This window comes from Cellulomonas xylanilytica (assembly GCF_007989805.1).
In the GTDB taxonomy this organism is placed as follows: domain Bacteria; phylum Actinomycetota; class Actinomycetes; order Actinomycetales; family Cellulomonadaceae; genus Cellulomonas; species Cellulomonas xylanilytica.
Map to the genome: position 1 here is coordinate 16,230 of NZ_BJUB01000011.1, position 16,491 is coordinate 32,720.

General features: G+C 74.5%; 12 protein-coding genes. 8 read left to right on the plus strand and 4 right to left on the minus strand.

What is annotated here, in order from left to right; translation table 11 throughout:
* Positions 1–7 precede the first annotated feature (7 nt).
* The 3 genes from CXY01_RS16295 to glgX all read right to left on the minus strand — a co-directional run bounded on the left by CXY01_RS16295 (position 8) and on the right by glgX (position 5,960).
* The gene (locus CXY01_RS16295) at positions 8–2,029 is read right to left on the minus strand and encodes an alpha-1,4-glucan--maltose-1-phosphate maltosyltransferase (protein WP_146929249.1); all 2,022 of its coding nucleotides are present in this window, start codon (positions 2,027–2,029) and stop codon (positions 8–10) included.
* Between the two features lie 82 nt (positions 2,030–2,111).
* Complete coding sequence (locus tag CXY01_RS16300; RefSeq protein ID WP_146929252.1) at positions 2,112–3,758, minus strand: FAD-binding dehydrogenase; 1,647 nt, start codon at positions 3,756–3,758, stop codon at positions 2,112–2,114.
* Between the two features lie 9 nt (positions 3,759–3,767).
* Positions 3,768–5,960 carry a glycogen debranching protein GlgX gene (gene glgX, locus CXY01_RS16305; RefSeq protein WP_146929254.1) on the minus strand — a complete coding sequence of 731 codons (2,193 nt, stop codon included), beginning with the start codon at positions 5,958–5,960 and terminating at the stop codon, positions 3,768–3,770.
* A gap of 95 nt (positions 5,961–6,055) precedes the next feature.
* Between glgX and CXY01_RS16310 the strand changes: the two genes are divergently transcribed.
* The 3 genes from CXY01_RS16310 (at position 6,056) to CXY01_RS16320 (ending at position 9,390) form a co-directional block, all read left to right on the plus strand.
* The gene (locus CXY01_RS16310) at positions 6,056–6,844 is read left to right on the plus strand and encodes an electron transfer flavoprotein subunit beta/FixA family protein (protein WP_146929257.1); all 789 of its coding nucleotides are present in this window, start codon (positions 6,056–6,058) and stop codon (positions 6,842–6,844) included.
* A 25-nt stretch (positions 6,845–6,869) separates the two neighbouring features.
* Positions 6,870–7,853, plus strand: a complete 984-nt coding sequence (locus tag CXY01_RS16315) for an electron transfer flavoprotein subunit alpha/FixB family protein (protein WP_146929260.1) — start codon at positions 6,870–6,872, stop codon at positions 7,851–7,853.
* Positions 7,854–7,920: 67 nt separating this feature from the next.
* The gene (locus CXY01_RS16320; protein WP_146929263.1) at positions 7,921–9,390 is read left to right on the plus strand and encodes an outer membrane protein assembly factor BamB family protein; all 1,470 of its coding nucleotides are present in this window, start codon (positions 7,921–7,923) and stop codon (positions 9,388–9,390) included.
* Positions 9,391–9,394: 4 nt separating this feature from the next.
* On the opposite strand, the gene CXY01_RS16325 is transcribed toward CXY01_RS16320, so the two are convergent.
* Positions 9,395–10,387 carry a phosphotransferase family protein gene (locus CXY01_RS16325; RefSeq protein ID WP_146929266.1) on the minus strand — a complete coding sequence of 331 codons (993 nt, stop codon included), beginning with the start codon at positions 10,385–10,387 and terminating at the stop codon, positions 9,395–9,397.
* 107 nt (positions 10,388–10,494) lie between these two features.
* Between CXY01_RS16325 and CXY01_RS16330 the strand changes: the two genes are divergently transcribed.
* The 5 genes from CXY01_RS16330 (at position 10,495) to ligA (ending at position 16,491) form a co-directional block, all read left to right on the plus strand.
* Entirely contained in the window at positions 10,495–11,685 is a 1,191-nt protein-coding gene (locus CXY01_RS16330) for a cysteine desulfurase family protein (RefSeq protein ID WP_146929269.1), read from the plus strand.
* Positions 11,685–12,788, plus strand: coding sequence for a tRNA 2-thiouridine(34) synthase MnmA (gene mnmA / locus CXY01_RS16335; protein WP_146929271.1), 1,104 nt, complete (start codon positions 11,685–11,687; stop codon positions 12,786–12,788). The genes CXY01_RS16330 and mnmA overlap by 1 nt, the downstream gene beginning before the upstream one ends.
* Positions 12,785–13,807, plus strand: coding sequence for a uroporphyrinogen decarboxylase/cobalamine-independent methonine synthase family protein (locus CXY01_RS16340; RefSeq protein ID WP_146929274.1), 1,023 nt, complete (start codon positions 12,785–12,787; stop codon positions 13,805–13,807). The genes mnmA and CXY01_RS16340 overlap by 4 nt, the downstream gene beginning before the upstream one ends.
* The gene (locus tag CXY01_RS16345; RefSeq protein WP_146929277.1) at positions 13,804–14,199 is read left to right on the plus strand and encodes a hypothetical protein; all 396 of its coding nucleotides are present in this window, start codon (positions 13,804–13,806) and stop codon (positions 14,197–14,199) included. The genes CXY01_RS16340 and CXY01_RS16345 overlap by 4 nt, the downstream gene beginning before the upstream one ends.
* Positions 14,200–14,274: 75 nt before the next feature.
* Positions 14,275–16,491 carry an NAD-dependent DNA ligase LigA gene (gene ligA / locus CXY01_RS16350; protein WP_146929280.1) on the plus strand — a complete coding sequence of 739 codons (2,217 nt, stop codon included), beginning with the start codon at positions 14,275–14,277 and terminating at the stop codon, positions 16,489–16,491.

The window sequence follows — 16,491 nt, forward strand, 5'->3', positions numbered from 1 at the left end:
GTCTCGGTCACAGGCCCACCAGGTTCACCACGTGGGCCGCCCGGACCATCGGGTCGAGCCGGACGAACACCGACTGCCCCCACTCGTACGTCTCGTCGGACAGCACGTCGTGCGCGACGACGGGGCGGTCCGGGTCCAGCCCGAACGCGTGCAGGTCCAGGGCGACCGTGCCGCTGCGGGCGTTCCACGGGTCGAGGTTCACGATGACGACGATCGTGTCCGCCCGGCCCGTCGGGGAGTGCTCGGCGTCGAGGTGCTTGGCGAACGCGACGAGCGCGTCGTCCGACGTCGGGAGCACGCGCAGGTTGCGCAGCTGGCGCAGCGCCGGGTGCGTGTGCCGCAGCTCGTTGAGCCGGCCGAGCAGCAGGTTGATCCCGATGGCGTCGGCCTTCGACCAGTCCCGGGGCTTGAACTCGTACTTCTCGTTGTCGATCTGCTCGTCCACGCCCGGGCGCGGCACGTCCTCGACCAGCTCGTAGCCCGAGTAGATGCCCCAGGTCGGTGCACCCAGCGCGGCGAGCACGGCCCGCACGGCGAAGCCGCGCACGCCCGTGGCTTGCAGGTACGGCGGCAGGATGTCGTGCGTCGTCGGCCAGAAGCTGGGCCGCATCCACGCGCCCTGCTCGCCCGAGACCTCCTCGAGGTACTCGGTGATCTCGTCCTTCGTGTTCCGCCACGTGAAGTACGTGTACGACTGGTGGAACCCGATCTTCGCGAGGGTCTGCATCATCGCCGGCCGCGTGAACGCCTCCGACAGGAAGATCACCTCGGGGTGGTCCTCGCGCACCGACTCCAGGATCCGCGCCCAGAAGTCCAGGGGCTTGGTGTGCGGGTTGTCGACGCGGAACAGCGTCACCCCGTGGTCGATCCACACCTGCAGGACCCGCCGGATCTCCGTGTAGATGCCCTCGGGGTCGTTGTCGAAGTTCAGCGGGTAGATGTCCTGGTACTTCTTCGGCGGGTTCTCCGCGTACGCGATCGACCCGTCGGCCCGCGTGGTGAACCACTCCGGGTGCTCCGTCACCCACGGGTGGTCCGGGGAGCACTGCAGCGCGATGTCCAGCGCCACCTCCATGCCCAGCTCCTGGGCCGTCGCGACGAAGGCGTCGAAGTCCTCGAACGTGCCCAGGGTCGGCTCGATCGCGTCGTGCCCGCCCGCGGGCGAGCCGATGGCGTACGGGGAGCCCGGGTCGCCCAGGTCGGCGAAGAGCGAGTTGTTCGGGCCCTTGCGGTGGGTCTCACCGATGGGGTGGACGGGCGTCAGGTAGACGACGTCGAACCCCATCCCCGCGATCCGGGGCAGGTCGAGCGCGGCGGTGCGCAGCGTCCCGGACTGCCACTTCCCGGCCGCCGGGTCGTACTTGGCGCCCTGCGAGCGGGGGAACAGCTCGTACCAGGAGCCGGCGAGCGCGAGCGGCCGGTCGACCGTCAGCGGGTACGACGGCGAGCTGGTGACGTGCTCGCGCAGCGGGTGGGCCGCCAGGGCCTCGTGGACCTTGCCCGACAGCCCGGCGGACAGGCGGGCCTGGGGCGTGTCGCGGATGTCGCGCAGCCCCATCACCGCCTCCTTGAGCACCCGTTCGGCCTCGCGCGGCATCGCGTCGGCACCCTTGCGCGCGGCCGCCCGCTCGAGCAGCAGCGCGCCCTCGGCCAGCATCAGCTCCACGTCGACGCCGGCCTCGACCTTGATCGTGGCGTCGTGCACCCACGTGCCGTAGGGGTCCGACCAGCCCTCGACCCGGAACGTCCAGTTACCGGTGCTCGTCGGCACCAGGCGGGCCTCGAACCGGTCCAGGCCGGGCGCGATGTCGACCATCCGGGCGCTCGCGCGGTCGACGCCCGACGGGTCGGTGAGCACCGCGGTGGCGGCGACGGCGTCATGCCCCTCGCGGAACACGGTGGCCCGCACGGGGACCGCTTCGCCGACCACGGCCTTGGCGGGGAACCGGCCGGCCTCGGCCACGGGGGAGACGTCGACGACGGGGATACGTCCGACAGAGGTGCCTAGCGGCACGGGGCGAATCGTCACGCTCCCGAACCTATCCGTAGGTCCAGCCCGGGGGCATCCGGAGCGCCGCGGCGTGCGTCACGCTGCCGTCGCCTCGGGGCGCTCAGCCGCCGAGGGCCCTGCCCACCGTGCGGCCGGTGAACAGGCAGCCGCCGAGGAACGTCCCCTCCAGGGCCCGGTGGCCGTGCACACCGCCGCCGCCGAACCCCGCCGCCTCACCCACGGCCCACAGCCCCGGCAGCACCTCGCCGTCGGGGCGCAGCACGCGGCCCTCGAGGTCGGTGTGCAGGCCGCCGAGCGTCTTGCGGGTGAGCACGGAGAGCCGCACCGCGAGCAGCGGACCGTGCTCGGGGTCGAGCAGCCGGTGGGGCTTGGCCACACGGATGAGCTTGTCGACGACGTAGCGCCGCGCCATCGCCGTCGCCACGACCTGCGGGTCCTTGCCCAGCCCGGTCTCCACCTGCCGGTCCCGCGCCACGATCGTGCGCTCGAGGGCGTCCGCGTCGATCCGGTTCGAGCCGGACAGCGCGTTCATCTTCGCGGCCAGCTCGGCGGGCGTGTCGGCCCAGAGGAACTCGTCGGACCTCTCGGCGAACGCCTCGACCGGCCCGACCGCGCCGGGCTTCACTCGCTCCAGCAGCAGCTTCACGTCCTTGCCGGTCAGGTCCGGGTTCTGCTCCGAGCCGGACAGCGCGAACTCGGAGCCCAGGATCGTCTTGTCGAGCACGAACCAGGAGTGGTCGTCGCCACGCCCGGTGATGTGCCGCAGCGACCCGAGCGAGTCGAAGCCGGGGAACAGCGGGGCGGGCAGACGGTGGCCGTCGGCGTCGAGCCACAGGCTGCTGGGACCGGCCAGGATGCGGATGCCGTGCTGCGACCACACCGGGGAGTGGTTGGTGATGCCCTCCGGGTAGTGCCACATGCGGTCCTCGTGCACGACCGCCGCGCCCGACGCCTTCGCGGCGACGATGCCGGACCCGTCGACGTGGTCGGGGACGCCCGACAGCATGCGGGCAGGCATCCGGCCGGCCGACGCGGGCCAGGTCGCGCGCACCAGGTCGTGGTCGGCACCGATGCCGCCCGTCGCGATGACGACCGCGCTCGCGGACAGCTCGAACGGCTCCTGGACGGAGCGCGAGCTGGGCACCGCGCGCTCGGCGGCGTCCGGCACCAGCACGTCGCCCCGGACGCCGGTGACCCGGCCGTCCGTGGTCACCAGGCCGGTCACGCGGTGCCGGAACCGCACGTCGACCAGGCCGTCGCGGCGGGCGTCGAGCAGCGCGCGGACGAAGGGCTCGAGGATGCCCGGACCGGTGCCCCACGTGACGTGGAACCGGGGGACGGAGTTCCCGTGGCCGTCGGCCAGGTACCCGCCGCGCTCGGCCCACTGGACCAGAGGGAACCAGCGCACGCCCTTCGCGTGCAGCCAGGACCGCAGGTCACCGGCGGCGAACTCGACGAACCCCTCGGCCCACGCGCGGCCCCAGCGGTCCGAGCCGTCGTCGGCGAAGTCGGCGGACCCGAACCAGTCGGCCAGCGCCAGCTCCGCGGAGTCCTTCACGCCCAGGCGGCGCTGCTCGGGGGAGTCGACGAGGAACAGGCCACCGAACGACCAGAACGCCTGCCCGCCCAGGCTCGCGGCCGGCTCGGCGTCCAGCAGGGTGACCCGGCGGCCGGCGGCGACCAGCTCGGCGGTGGCGACGAGGCCGGCGAGGCCCGCGCCGACGACCACGACATCGGAGTGCGTCATGGGGGGACTCTACGATCCGTCGAGCACGTACACCCGCATGCTCAGCGCCTCCACGACCGTCGCCTCGCCGGGCTCCGCGTGCAGGCTGCCCTCGATGGCGGCGGAACGCTCCTCCGCCGGGTTCTCCCAGACGGAGTCCCACGCCAGGCGCCACCGGCCGCCGTGGTCGTCGGCCAGCACGAGGGGCACCGCGTCGAGCGACCCGTTGATGACCAGCAGCACCGTGTCCTGCTCGGGCGGCGGGGCGGTCCGCACCATCTGCAGCGTGCGGATCGACGGGTCGTGCCACCGCTCGTGGTCGAACGGGACGCCCAGCGCGTCGAACCAGGCGAGGTCCGCGCGCTCGCCCGGCACGTACGGCCGGCCGGAGTAGAACCGCTCCGAGCGCAGCGCGGGGTGCTCGCGGCGCAGCAGCAGGAGCCACCGCGCGGTGGCCAGCAGGTCGGCACGCCACGCCGACACGTCCCAGCTGACCCAGGAGATCTCGTTGTCCTGGCAGTACGCGTTGTTGTTGCCCTGCTGCGTGCGACCCAGCTCGTCCCCGGCCGTGATCATGGGGGTGCCGGCCGCGAGCACGAGGGTGGCGAACAGGTTCCGCATCGAGCGGCGGCGCAGCGGCACGATGTCGACCGCGGGCGAGTCCGGGCCCACGTGGCCCTCGATCCCGTGGTTCCAGGAGCGGTTGTCGTCGCTGCCGTCCCGGTTCTGCTCCCCGTTGGCAGCGTTGTGCTTGTGGTCGTAGGTCACGAGGTCCGCGAGCGTGAAGCCGTCGTGCGCGGTGACGTAGTTGACCGACGCGGCCGTGCCCCGCACCAGCGGCGGGTCGCTGTGCCCGAACAGGTCCACGGACCCCGCCAGGCGGGTGGCCAGGTCCCGGACCCGGTGGCCGGGCAGGCCGTGCGCGGCACGGCCGGGGTCGGCGAGCCAGAACGAGCGGGCGGCGTTGCGGAAGCGGTCGTTCCACTCGGCGAACGGCACCGGGAACTGCCCGGTGCGCCAGCCGCCGGGCCCGACGTCCCACGGCTCCGCGACGAGCTTGAGCCCGTGCAGCGCCGGGTCCGTCGCCATCGCGACGAACGTGGGGTGGTCCGGGGAGAAGCCGCCCGGGTCGCGGCCGAGCGTCACCGCGAGGTCGAAGCGGAAGCCGTCGACGCCGACGACGTCCGCCCAGTAGCGCAGCGAGTCGAGCGTCATGCGGACCACCTCGGCCCGGCGGAAGTCCAGCGAGTTCCCCGTGCCCGTGACATCCGCGAGCGCGGCCGGCGACCCGCCGTCGTGCGCGTAGTAGCCGGCGTTGTCCAGCCCGCGCCAGGACAGGTGCTGCCCGGGCAGCCCGCCCTCGCAGGTGTGGTTGTAGACGACGTCGAGCAGCACCTCGAGGCCGGCCTCGTGCAGCGCGTGGACCGCGCCGCGCAGCTCCGCGAGCACGGCCGCCGGGCCGGCCGCCCGCGCGGCCTGCGTCGCGTAGGCCGCGTGCGGGGCGAAGAAGCCGAGCGTGCTGTAGCCCCAGTAGTTGGTGAGGCCCTTCTCGATCAGGTGCGGCTCCGAGGAGAACGCGTGCACGGGGAGCAGCTCGACCGCCGTGACGCCCAGGCCCAGCAGGTGGTCGACGACCGCGGGGTGCGCGAGGCCGGCGTACGTCCCGCGGAGCTCGGGGGGCAGCCGGTCGTGCAGCTGGGTCAGGCCGCGCACGTGGGCCTCGTACACGACCGTGCGCGACCACGGCGTCCAGGGGCGGTTGGCGGCCGGGTCCGGCCCGGGCAGGTCACGCGTGTCGACGACGACCGAGTACGGGACGTGCCCGGCGGAGTCCCGGGGATCGGCGGGACCGTACGGGTCGCCGGCCAGGTCGTCGCCGACGAGGTGGCCGTACGTCTCGGGCGTGTGCGCCACGTCGCCGTCGAGGCCGCGGGCGTACGGGTCCACCAGCAGCTTGGCGGGGTTGTACCGGTGGCCGGCGGCCGGTTCCCACGGCCCGTGCGCGCGGAAGCCGTACCGCTGCCCGGCGCGGACGTCGGGGACCGACGCGCTGAAGATCCCGTGCCCGGCGGCGGGCAGCGGGATGCGCGTCTCCTGCGTGCCGTCGAACAGGCAGAGGTCGACGCCGGTGGCGTGCGAGGCGTAGACGGCGACGTCCACGCCCGCGTCGGTGACGTGGACGCCGAGACGTGGCGCGCGCCGGTGGGGGGAGGGCGGGGTCACCGGGACATTGTGCGCGACCGTGGCCCACACGTGTCGGAGTCTCCACCGCTGGACCGCTGTCCGCCGGGTCCGGGACGGGCGGTAACGTTCCGCGGGTGAGGATCGTCGTCTGCGTGAAGCATGTCCCTGACATCCAGTCCGAGCGGGCCCTGGGCCCCGACGGTCGCGTGGTCCGCGACGGCGGGGACGGCACCCTGAACGAGCTGGACGAGAACGCCCTGGAGGCGGCGCTCGCGCTGGTCGAGGCCTCGGAGGGGTCCGTGACGGTCCTGACCGTCGGCCCCGACGACGCCGCGGACGCGGTCCGCCGCGGCCTGCAGATGGGCGCCGAGGACGCCGTGCACGTCCTCGACGACGCGATCGCCGGCTCGGACGCGATCGGTACGGCCCGTGTGCTCGCCGCCGCGATCCGGCACCTCGACGCGCAGCAGCACGTCGACCTGGTCGTCACCGGCATGGCGGGCCTCGACGGGCTCACGTCGCTCCTGCCGACCGCCCTGGCGGAGCTCCTCGACCTGCCGGCGCTGCCGCTCGCCGCCGAGCTGACGGTCGACGGGGCCACCGTGCGGGTGCGGCGCAACCTCGATCACGCCTCGGAGGTCCTCGAGGCCACGCTGCCGGCGCTGGTGTCCGTGACGGACCAGGCCAACGAGCCGCGCTACCCCAACTTCAAGGGCATCATGGCCGCCCGCAAGAAGCCCGTCACCACCCTGACCCTCGCGGACCTGGGGGTCGACGCGTCCCGCGTGGGGCTGTCGGGTGCCCGCACCGAGGTGCTCGAGGCCGCGGCACGCCCGCCGCGGGACGACAGGGTGCTCGTGCAGGACACGGGCGACGCCGGGGTCCGCCTCGCCGCGTACCTCGTCGACAACCAGCTCGTCTGACGTCCCGAACCGAAGGATCGCCGCTGTGACCGCACCCGTGCTCGTGCTCGTCGACCACACCGTGGACGGAGCCCTCCGCGCCCCCGTGGCCGAGCTCCTCACGCTCGCCCGTGACCTGTCCGGCGGCGCCGGGGTGCACGCCGCGTGGCCCGTCGACGGTGTCGAGCCGTCCGCCGAGGTCGTCGCGGAGCTCGGTGCCCTCGGTGCCACGCACGTGCACCGGGTGGTCGCCGACGCGGACCTGCACCTGTCGGCCGTGCTCGCCGAGGCCCTGGCCTCGCTCCTCGACGCGACCGGGTCCGGGCTGCTGCTCGTGGTGTCCTCGTTCGAGAACAAGGAGGCCGTGGCGCGGCTCGCGGTGAGCACCGGAGCCGGCGTCGTCACCGACGCCGACGGCCTTGCGCTCGTCGACGGCCGGTACGTGGCCCGCAAGACGGTCTTCGCCGGGACGTGGACCACCGCGTGCGCGATCACGACGCCGCTCGCGGTCGTGGCGCTCAAGTCGAACTCCGTGCAGCCGTCGACGGTGGAGGGCGCTCCCGCCCCGCAGATCGGCGAGCACGCCGTCGCGGTCAGCGACAAGGCGCGGCGCGTGACGCTGGTGGAGCGCGTCGAGCGGCCCGCGAGCGGACGGCCCGACCTCGGCAGCGCGAGCATCGTCGTGGTGGGCGGTCGTGGCACCGAGGGCGACTTCTCCGTGGTCGAGGACCTCGCCGACGTGCTCGGCGGCGCGGTCGGTGCCACGCGCGTCGCCACCGACGAGGGCTGGATCGGCCACGACGCGCAGATCGGCCAGACGGGCGTCACCATCGCGCCGCGCCTCTACGTGGGCCTCGGTGTCTCCGGCGCCGTGCACCACCGCGGCGGCATGCAGGCGTCCGGCACGATCATCGCGGTCAACTCCGACCCCGACGCCCCCATCTTCGAGATCGCGGACTTCGGCGTCGTGGGCGACCTGTTCACCGTCGTCCCGCAGGCCGCCGCGGAGATCCGCCGCCTGAAGGGCTGACCGCACCGCGCGAGCCGGGCGACCCGGTCTGGCGGCCCGGCAGCGCGGGCGGGTGGATGATCCGCTCATGCGACGACGCGCGGAGATGGCGGCGGTCGAGCTCGTCGAGCGCGACGAGACGCCCGAGCCGCCGCCGGAGCAGGAGCGAAGGCCCTGGTCGCGGCGGTGGCTGCTCGTCGCGGCAGGCACCGTGGCCGCGCTGGTGGGCACCCAGGCCGTCGTGGAAATGCGTGAGCGTGCTGCCGTCGCGGAGCTCGCGCGCGTGCCCGGCGTCGTGCGACCCGTCGACGAGGACGTGCGGATCCTCTGGACCCGGGACGCCGGTGGGTCCGAGCTCTGGCCCGGCGCAGCCGGCGACGGCGCCCTCGTCTCCCTCCAGCGGGCCAGCGACGGCGCGCAGGCACTGGTCGCCGTCGACGAGCTGACCGGCGACCGGCGCTGGACCACGCCCCTGGCGGACGCGCACGTCGACCATGCGGACGAGGGGTTCAGCCCGGTCGGTGGCTGCGTCCCCGAGCCGGGGGACGGCGGCCGGGTCATGTGCCTGGTGACGAACGCCTACCTCGCGTTCCGCGAGTCCGAGAACGTGCTCGTGCCGTCGGACGTGAGCCGGATCGTCGTCGCGGATCTCGCGGACGGCTCCGTGCTGGCGGAGCAGGAGGCGCCGGGTGCGGTGGCGTTCACGGCGCTCCCGGGCGCGGTCGCGGTCGCGGTGCCCCGCGCCGACGGCGCGCTCGTAGTCACGTCGACCGACGTGCTGACCGGCCAGGAGCGGTGGCGGACGGTCGTGCCGGCCGACGGCGACGAGCCCGGCGAGGGCGGCTTCGTCGACCGGTCCACCGCGCTCCTGCGCACCGTGGACGGGCCGGCACTCGTGACGGCGGGACGCCGGATCACGCTGCTCGACGGCTCCGACGGCGCGGTGCGCAGCCGGATCGACGCGAGCGACGGCTTCACGCAGGACGCGCGACGGGGCGTCGTGGCCGCGTTCTCGTCGGACGCCGAGGGCCGTGTTACGACGACGCTCCTGGGGGACGGCCCGGACCTCGTCCTGCCGGGACGCCTGGCGCGGTTCTCGGCCGACGACGGCAGCCTCGCCGACCTGGTCCTCGCCGTCGGGTCGAGGCTCCGTGCCTACGACCGGTCCACCGGCCGCGAGCTCTGGGACGTCGGGCACGGCCTGTCGGGTGCGGCCCTCGTCGTCCGAGGACGCGTGTACGTGAGCACGCCGGACGGGGTGGTGGCGGTCGACGGCCGCACCGGCGAGGAGCTCTGGCGGGCGCCGGTCCGCGAGGGCCGGACGATGGGCGACCTGGTGACCGACGGACGGCACGTGCTGAGCGCCCAGCAGCGACCCGACGAGCCGGGCACGGTGTCCGTGCTCAACGACTGGCCCGGGGTCGGCGAGCTCGTCGCGTACCGGTTCGACGACGGCCGCGAGGACTGGCGGGTCGACCTGCCCGGCACCCTGACCGGCGTGGACTCCGTCGGGCACAGCCTGGTGGGCTGGGGGTCCGGCGCTGCCGTCCTCGGTTGACGGCTCAGGACAGGTCGCGCAGCCAGCGGACGGTGGCGACCCCCTGCGCGGCCTGGAACCGGCGCAGGTTCGGGATCCCGAGCGGCGCGGGCTGCCGCGAGCTCCACGCGAAGTAGCCGGACAGGCCGGCCAGCCCCGCCCGGAGGTCGTCGTCGTGCACCCCGTCCGACACGGCGTGCGTGCGGAAGTTGGTCGCCGGGTCGCCGCCGCCCTGCAGAGCCACGCTGGGCAGCATGAACGCCAGGTCGAGCCAGGGCGCCCCGACGCTCGCGTGCGGCCAGTCGATGATCCAGACGCGGTGCTGGTGGTCCGGGTCGATCATGACGTTGTCGGCGCGCAGGTCCCCGTGCACCAGGGAGTCCCCGGCGCACACGCGCAGCGACTCCTGCTCCCAGCGGACCAGCTGCTCCACGTTGTCCAGCGCCCAGCGGCCGACGTCCCCGGCCAGGTCGGCGTACCGGGACTTGGTGTCGTGGTCGAGCGCGTGCAGCTTGCGCCAGCCCGTGAAGTCGTCCGCGAGCTGGTCGTCCGTGCGGGGCAGCGCGTGCCCGGGCAGCGGCTCCGCATCTGCGAGCGCTCCCACGGCGTCCGCGACCGCGCGCAGGTCCTCGGGCCGCCACGGCAGCTCGGGGGAGCGGCCGTGCACCACCTCGAACCCGAGGATCACCCAGTCGCCGTCGTCCGAGTACCACAGCAGGCGCGGCGCCGGGACCTGCGGCGGGAGTGCGCGGGAGACCCGGATCTCGGCTCGGGCGAGGTCCGGGGAGACGGGGTTCTGCTCGCCGGAGACCGCCTTGACGAAGACGCCCCGGCCGTCGGCGAGCTCGAGGACGGCGGCGAACCCGGGGCTGAAGCCGCTGGTCGCGCTGATCTCCGCGGTGACCTGGGCGCCCGCGAGCTCCGCGATCCGGGTCCGCACGTGCCGGGGGAGGTCGCGCCAGTCCAGCCGCTGGCCGCTGAAGGCGAGCGGGAGGGCAATGACGTCGTCGGCACTCACGCGGCACATCCTGCCAGTTCGGGACCGCGCCCCGGCGGGTGATCCCACAGGGTGTGTGCGACCGGCGCGGTCGGGCCGATGCCCGCACGGTTCGTAGACTGGAGCCGATGAGCGTGTATCTCGACCATGCGGCGACCACGCCCATGCTCCCGGAGGCCGCGCGGGTGCTCGCCGAGCAGCTCGTGCGCACCGGCAACCCCTCGTCCCTGCACGCGTCGGGGCGGGCGGCCCGCCGCGTCGTCGAGGAGGCCCGGGAGGGACTCGCCGCGGCGCTCGGCGCGCGGCCGAGCGAGGTCCTCTGGACGTCCGGCGGCACCGAGGCGGACAACCTCGCGATCAAGGGGATGTTCTGGTCGCGACGGAACCAGGACGGGCGGCGGCGACGGCTGCTGGTGTCCGCCGTGGAGCACCACGCCGTGCTGGACCCCGCGTTCTGGATGGCCGAGCACGCCGGCGCGGAGCTGGTGCTCCTGCCGGTCGACGCGGACGGGATCGTCGAGGTCGACGCGCTGCACGACGAGCTGGAGCGCAACGGCGACCAGGTCGCCCTGGTCTCCGTCATGTGGGCGAACAACGAGGTCGGCACCCTGCAGCCGCTCGACGACGTCGTCACGCTCGCGCGCCGGTACGGGATACCGGTGCACGCCGACGCGGTGCAGGCCGTCGGCCAGGTGCCCGTCGACTTCGGTGCGTCGGGGCTCGACGCGATGACCGTCAGCGGGCACAAGGTCGGGGGACCGGGCGGCGCCGGTGCCCTCCTGGCCCGTCGCGGGCTCGACCTGACGCCCGTCCTGCACGGCGGCGGGCAGGAGCGTGGCGTGCGGTCCGGCACCCTGGACGCCGCCCTGCTGGCGTCGTTCGCCACGGCCGTCGAGCAGGCGGTCGCCGGGCGTGAGGGCTTCGCCGCCTGGGTCGGGGCGCTGCGGGACTCCCTCGTCGCGGGCGTGCAGGACGTGGTCCCCGACGCCGTGCTGCGCGGACCGCAGGACACCGCGCGGCGGCTGCCGGCCAACGCGCACTTCACGTTCCCGGGGTGCGAGGGCGACTCGCTGCTGTACCTGCTCGACTCCGCCGGGATCGAGGCCTCGACCGGGTCGGCCTGCCAGGCGGGCGTTCCGCGCCCCAGCCACGTGCTGCTGGCGATGGGGGTCGACGAGCTCGCCGCGCGCGGTGCGCTGCGGTTCAGCCTGGGGCACCCGTCGACCGCGGCCGACGTCGACGCGCTCCTCGCGGCCCTGCCGGGAGTGGTCGACCGGGCCCGCGCTGCTGGCTTGGCCACCGTCGGGTCGGTGACCTGATGCGCGTGCTGGCTGCCCTGTCGGGGGGCGTCGACTCCGCCGTCGCGGCGGCGCGTGCCGTCGACGCCGGGCACGACGTCGTCGGCGTGCACATGGCGCTGTCCCGCACCCGCGACCAGTTCCGCACCGGCTCGCGCGGGTGCTGCTCGATCGAGGACGCCGGTGACGCCCGGCGGGCGGCCGACGTGCTGGGCATCCCGTACTACGTCTGGGACCTGTCGGAGCGGTTCGAGGAGACCGTGGTCGCGGACTTCGTCGCCGAGTACGAGGCCGGCCGCACCCCCAACCCGTGCGTGCGCTGCAACGAGCACATCAAGTTCGCCACCTTGCTGGACAAGGCCGTCGCCCTCGGGTTCGACGCCGTCTGCACCGGCCACTACGCCCGCATCGAGACCCGCGCCGACGGCACCCGAGAGCTGCACCGCGCCCGGGACCTGGCCAAGGACCAGTCGTACGTCCTGGCCGTGATGGGCCCGGAGCGGCTGGCGCGGTCGATGTTCCCGCTCGGCGACGTCGCCTCGAAGGAGGAGACCCGTGCCGAGGCGGCCGCCCGCGGGCTGTCTGTCTCCGCCAAGCCGGACTCGTACGACATCTGCTTCGTCGCCGACGGGGACACCCAGGGCTTCCTGCGCTCGCGGCTCGGGTCGCAGCCCGGCGAGATCGTGGACGGCTCCGGCGCGGTGCTGGGGCAGCACGACGGCGCGTACGCGTTCACCGTCGGGCAGCGCAAGGGGCTGTCGATCGGCCGGCCCGCCCCCGACGGCAAGCCGCGGTACGTGCTGTCGGTCGAGCCGGTGAACAACCGGGTCGTCGTCGGGTCCGCCGCCGAGCTCGCCGTGCAGACCGTCGCGGCGGACCGCGCGGTCTGGTTCGCCGACGCCGACGGCTCGTTCGCGTGCTCGCTGCAGGTCCGTGCGCACGGGGAGGCGGTACCGGCGCACGCGACGGTGCGCGACGGCCTCGTCGAGATCGTGCTCGACACCCCCGGCGCCCTGCGCGGGGTGGCCCCGGGGCAGTCGGCCGTGCTGTACGACGGCACGCGCGTGCTCGGGCAGGCCACCGTGACCGCCGCGAAGCGGGCCACCACCGGCGCCGCCAGGTGAGCGGCGCACGACCGGGCGTCACCGGCACCGGCCCGTGGCCGGGCCTCGACGTGCTGGAGGCGCAGACCGTCGTCGTCGGTGACCTCGTCGACACCCCGTCCGAGGTGGCCGGCCTGCCGTTCACCGTGACGCTCGCCGAGCGCGGGCCCTGGGGCGACCGGGTCGGGCGCGCCGCCGCCCTGCTCGCGGAGCTGCCCACCGAGCTGGGGCCGCACGGGTGGAAGCTCGCCGACCGCCCGAGCCGCGACCTCGCCCGCGCGCAGGCCTACGTGCGCGAGGACGTCGACGCGCTCGCGGTCGCGGGGCACGGCTGGACCGGACCGCTCGTCGTGCCGGTGCTCGGCCCGATGACCCTCGCTGCCTCCCTCTACCTCTCCCGCGGCGACCGCGTGGTCTCCGACACCGGCGCCGTCCGCGAGCTCGCCGCGTCGCTGGCCGCCGGCCTCGCCGAGCACCTCGCCGCGATCCGCCGCTCGGTGCCCGGCGCGGAGCCCACCGTGCTGCTGCACGAGCCGCTGCTGGCCCAGGTCATGGCGGGCGTGCTGCCGTCGTTCTCGGGCTACTCCGCGCTGCGCTCCGTGCCCGGTCCCGTGGCGGCCGAGCGCATCGGCGACGTGGCGCGCGCCCTGGACGGCGCCCGGGTCGTCGTGCACGGTGGCACGGCGTGGACCTCGCTCGGCGCCATCCGGGCGGCCGCCGTCGACGGGTTCGCGCTCGCGGTGCCGTCGCTCGACGAGCGCAGCTGGGAGAAGGTCGCCGAGCTCATCGAGGGCGGGCTCGCGTTCTGGCCCGAGCTGGCGCCGCAGGCGTCCTCGCAGTGCGCCGGTCCCGACGTGACCGGTCAGGCGGATACGCTCACCCGGCCGTGGCGGTCCGTGGGGCTGCCGATGGCGGGGCTGCGCGACGTCGTGCTCCTCGCCGGCGACATCACCGGGAAGGGCACCCCGGACGACGCCCGGGGCGTGCTGGCCGGGCTGGTCCGGGCCGCGCGGATCGTGGCCGAACGAGCGGAGGCATGACCGTGACGGCACAGCCGAGCGTGGGGCGCGCGCTCGCGCTGCTGATCGGGTCCGGGGCGGCGATCGTCGGGATGGTGCTGCTCGTCGTCTGCTACACGGGCATCGGCGTGACCACCCTGACGGACACCAAGGCCGACCCCGACCCGTGCGTCGAGGCGTACGCCGCGGGGACCGACGCCGCGAGCGTCCGCTACACCGTCGTCCCGCCGAAGGCCATCTGCACGTGGGACGTCGACGGGGAGCCGACGGAGGTCGTCGTGGCCGCCGCGTCCGTCCCCCTGTTCACCGCGGGCGCCGTGCTCGCCGTCGGCGGCGTGCTGGTCTGCGGGGCGCTCGTGCTCGGGCCGTGGCTCGGCCGCCGACGGGGCCGGGCGCCGACGGACTCGCGCTGAGCTCGTCCGCCGGAGGGACGTGACCGAACCGGCGTGGACGGCGCGGCTGTGGGCGGTGCGCGAGAGGATGTGCTGGTGAGCGACGAAGCACCCGCGCCCGTGAGCGCGTCCGCCGAGACCGAGATCCCCGCACAGGCCCGTCATCGCTGGACGGAGCTGGCCGCCCTGATCGAGGCGGACCAGTTCGCGTACTACATCCGTGACGCGCCGACGTCGTCGGACAAGGAGTACGACGAGCGGCTGCGGGAGCTCCAGGCGCTCGAGGACGAGCACCCCGGGCTGCGGACGCCGGACTCGCCGACGCAGCGGGTGGGCGGCACGTTCTCGACAGAGTTCGCCTCGGTCCAGCACGTCGAGCGGATGCTGTCGCTGGACAACGCGTTCTCCGACGAGGACATCACCACGTGGGCCGGCCGGCTGCACCGGGACCTCGAGTCGGATGCCGCGATCCACTACCTGTGCGAGCTGAAGATCGACGGGCTGGCCATCGCGCTGCTGTACGAGAAGGGCCGGCTGGTGCGGGCGGCGACGCGCGGCGACGGGCGCACCGGCGAGGACGTGACGCTGAACGTGCGGACCATCTCGACCATCCCCGACGTGCTCGCCGGGGACCCTGCGACGCACCCGGAGCGCATCGAGATCCGCGGCGAGGTGTTCCTCCCGGTCGCGGCGTTCGCAGACCTCAACGCGGCGCAGGTGGCGGCGGGCAAGAGCCCGTTCGCCAACCCGCGCAACGCCGCGGCCGGCTCGCTGCGGCAGAAGGACCCCCGGGTCACCGCCTCGCGGGACCTGCGGATGTACGCGCACGGCATCGGTGCGCTGGTCTGGGGTGCGGGGCAGGGCACCGGGATCGAGCGGCAGTCGCAGGTCTACGACCTGCTGGCGGGCTGGGGCGTCCCGGTCTCGGGCCACACGCGCGTCGTCGAGGGCCTCGACGGCGTGCGGGAGATGATCGCGTACTACGGCGAGCACCGGCACGACGTCGAGCACGAGATCGACGGCATCGTGACGAAGGTCGACGAGATCGCGCTGCAGCGCCGGCTCGGCTCGACCAGCCGCGCGCCGCGCTGGGCGATCGCGTACAAGTACCCGCCCGAGGAGGTCAACACCAAGCTCCTCGACATCCGCGTGAACGTCGGCCGCACCGGGCGCGTGACGCCGTACGGCGTGATGGAGCCGGTGTTCGTGTCGGGGTCGACGGTCGAGATGGCGACGCTGCACAACGCGAGCGAGGTGGCGCGCAAGGGCGTGCTCATCGGGGACACCGTCGTGCTGCGCAAGGCGGGGGACGTCATCCCCGAGATCGTCGGGCCCGTGGTGGACCTGCGCGACGGCAGCGAGCGCGCCTTCGTCATGCCCACCGAGTGCCCGTCGTGCGGCACCCCGCTCGCCCCCGCGAAGGAGGGGGACGTCGACATCCGCTGCCCCAACCAGCGGTCGTGCCCGTCGCAGCTGCGCGAGCGGCTGTTCCACGTCGCGTCCCGCGGGGCGTTCGACATCGAGGCGCTCGGCTGGGAGGCCGCCAGCGCGCTGCTGACCGCCGGGGTGGTCACCGACGAGGGTGACCTGTTCGCGCTCGACGCCGACGCGCTGCGCAGGGTGCCGCTGTTCACGCTCTCCGCGCGCTCGAAGGTGGCCGGCCAGGTCCGCGAGGCGGGCGACCTGAACGCGACGGGTGCGGCCCTGCTGGGCAACCTGGAGAAGGCGAAGCAGGCGGCGTTGTGGCGCGTCATCGTGGCGCTGTCCATCCGGCACGTCGGACCGACCGCCGCGCGGGCGCTCGCGCAGCACTTCGCGTCCATCCCGGCGATCGCCACGGCGACCGAGGCGGAGATCGCCGCCGCCGAGGGGGTCGGCCCGACGATCGCGGCCGCGGTCGTCGCCTGGTTCGAGCAGCCGGGCGAGGACGACAAGTGGCACGCGGCGATCGTCGAGAAGTGGGCCGCTGCCGGCGTGCGGATGACCGAGGAGCGTGACGAGTCGGCACCGCGCACCCTCGAGGGCCTGACCGTCGTGGTCACCGGCGGGCTGGAGCGGTTCAGCCGCGACGGCGCGAAGGAGGCGATCCTGGCGCGCGGCGGCAAGTCGGCGGGCAGCGTCTCGAAGAAGACGGACTACGTGGTGGTCGGGGAGAACGCCGGGTCCAAGGAGGCCAAGGCTCGCGAGCTCGGCCTGCGCATCCTGGACGAGGCTGGCTTCGAGCGGCTGCTGGCGGAGGGGCCTGCAGGCGTGGGGGACAGCCCGGCGGACGGTGAGGGCGACGAGGCCGTGACCGACGAGCCGGAGGCATGA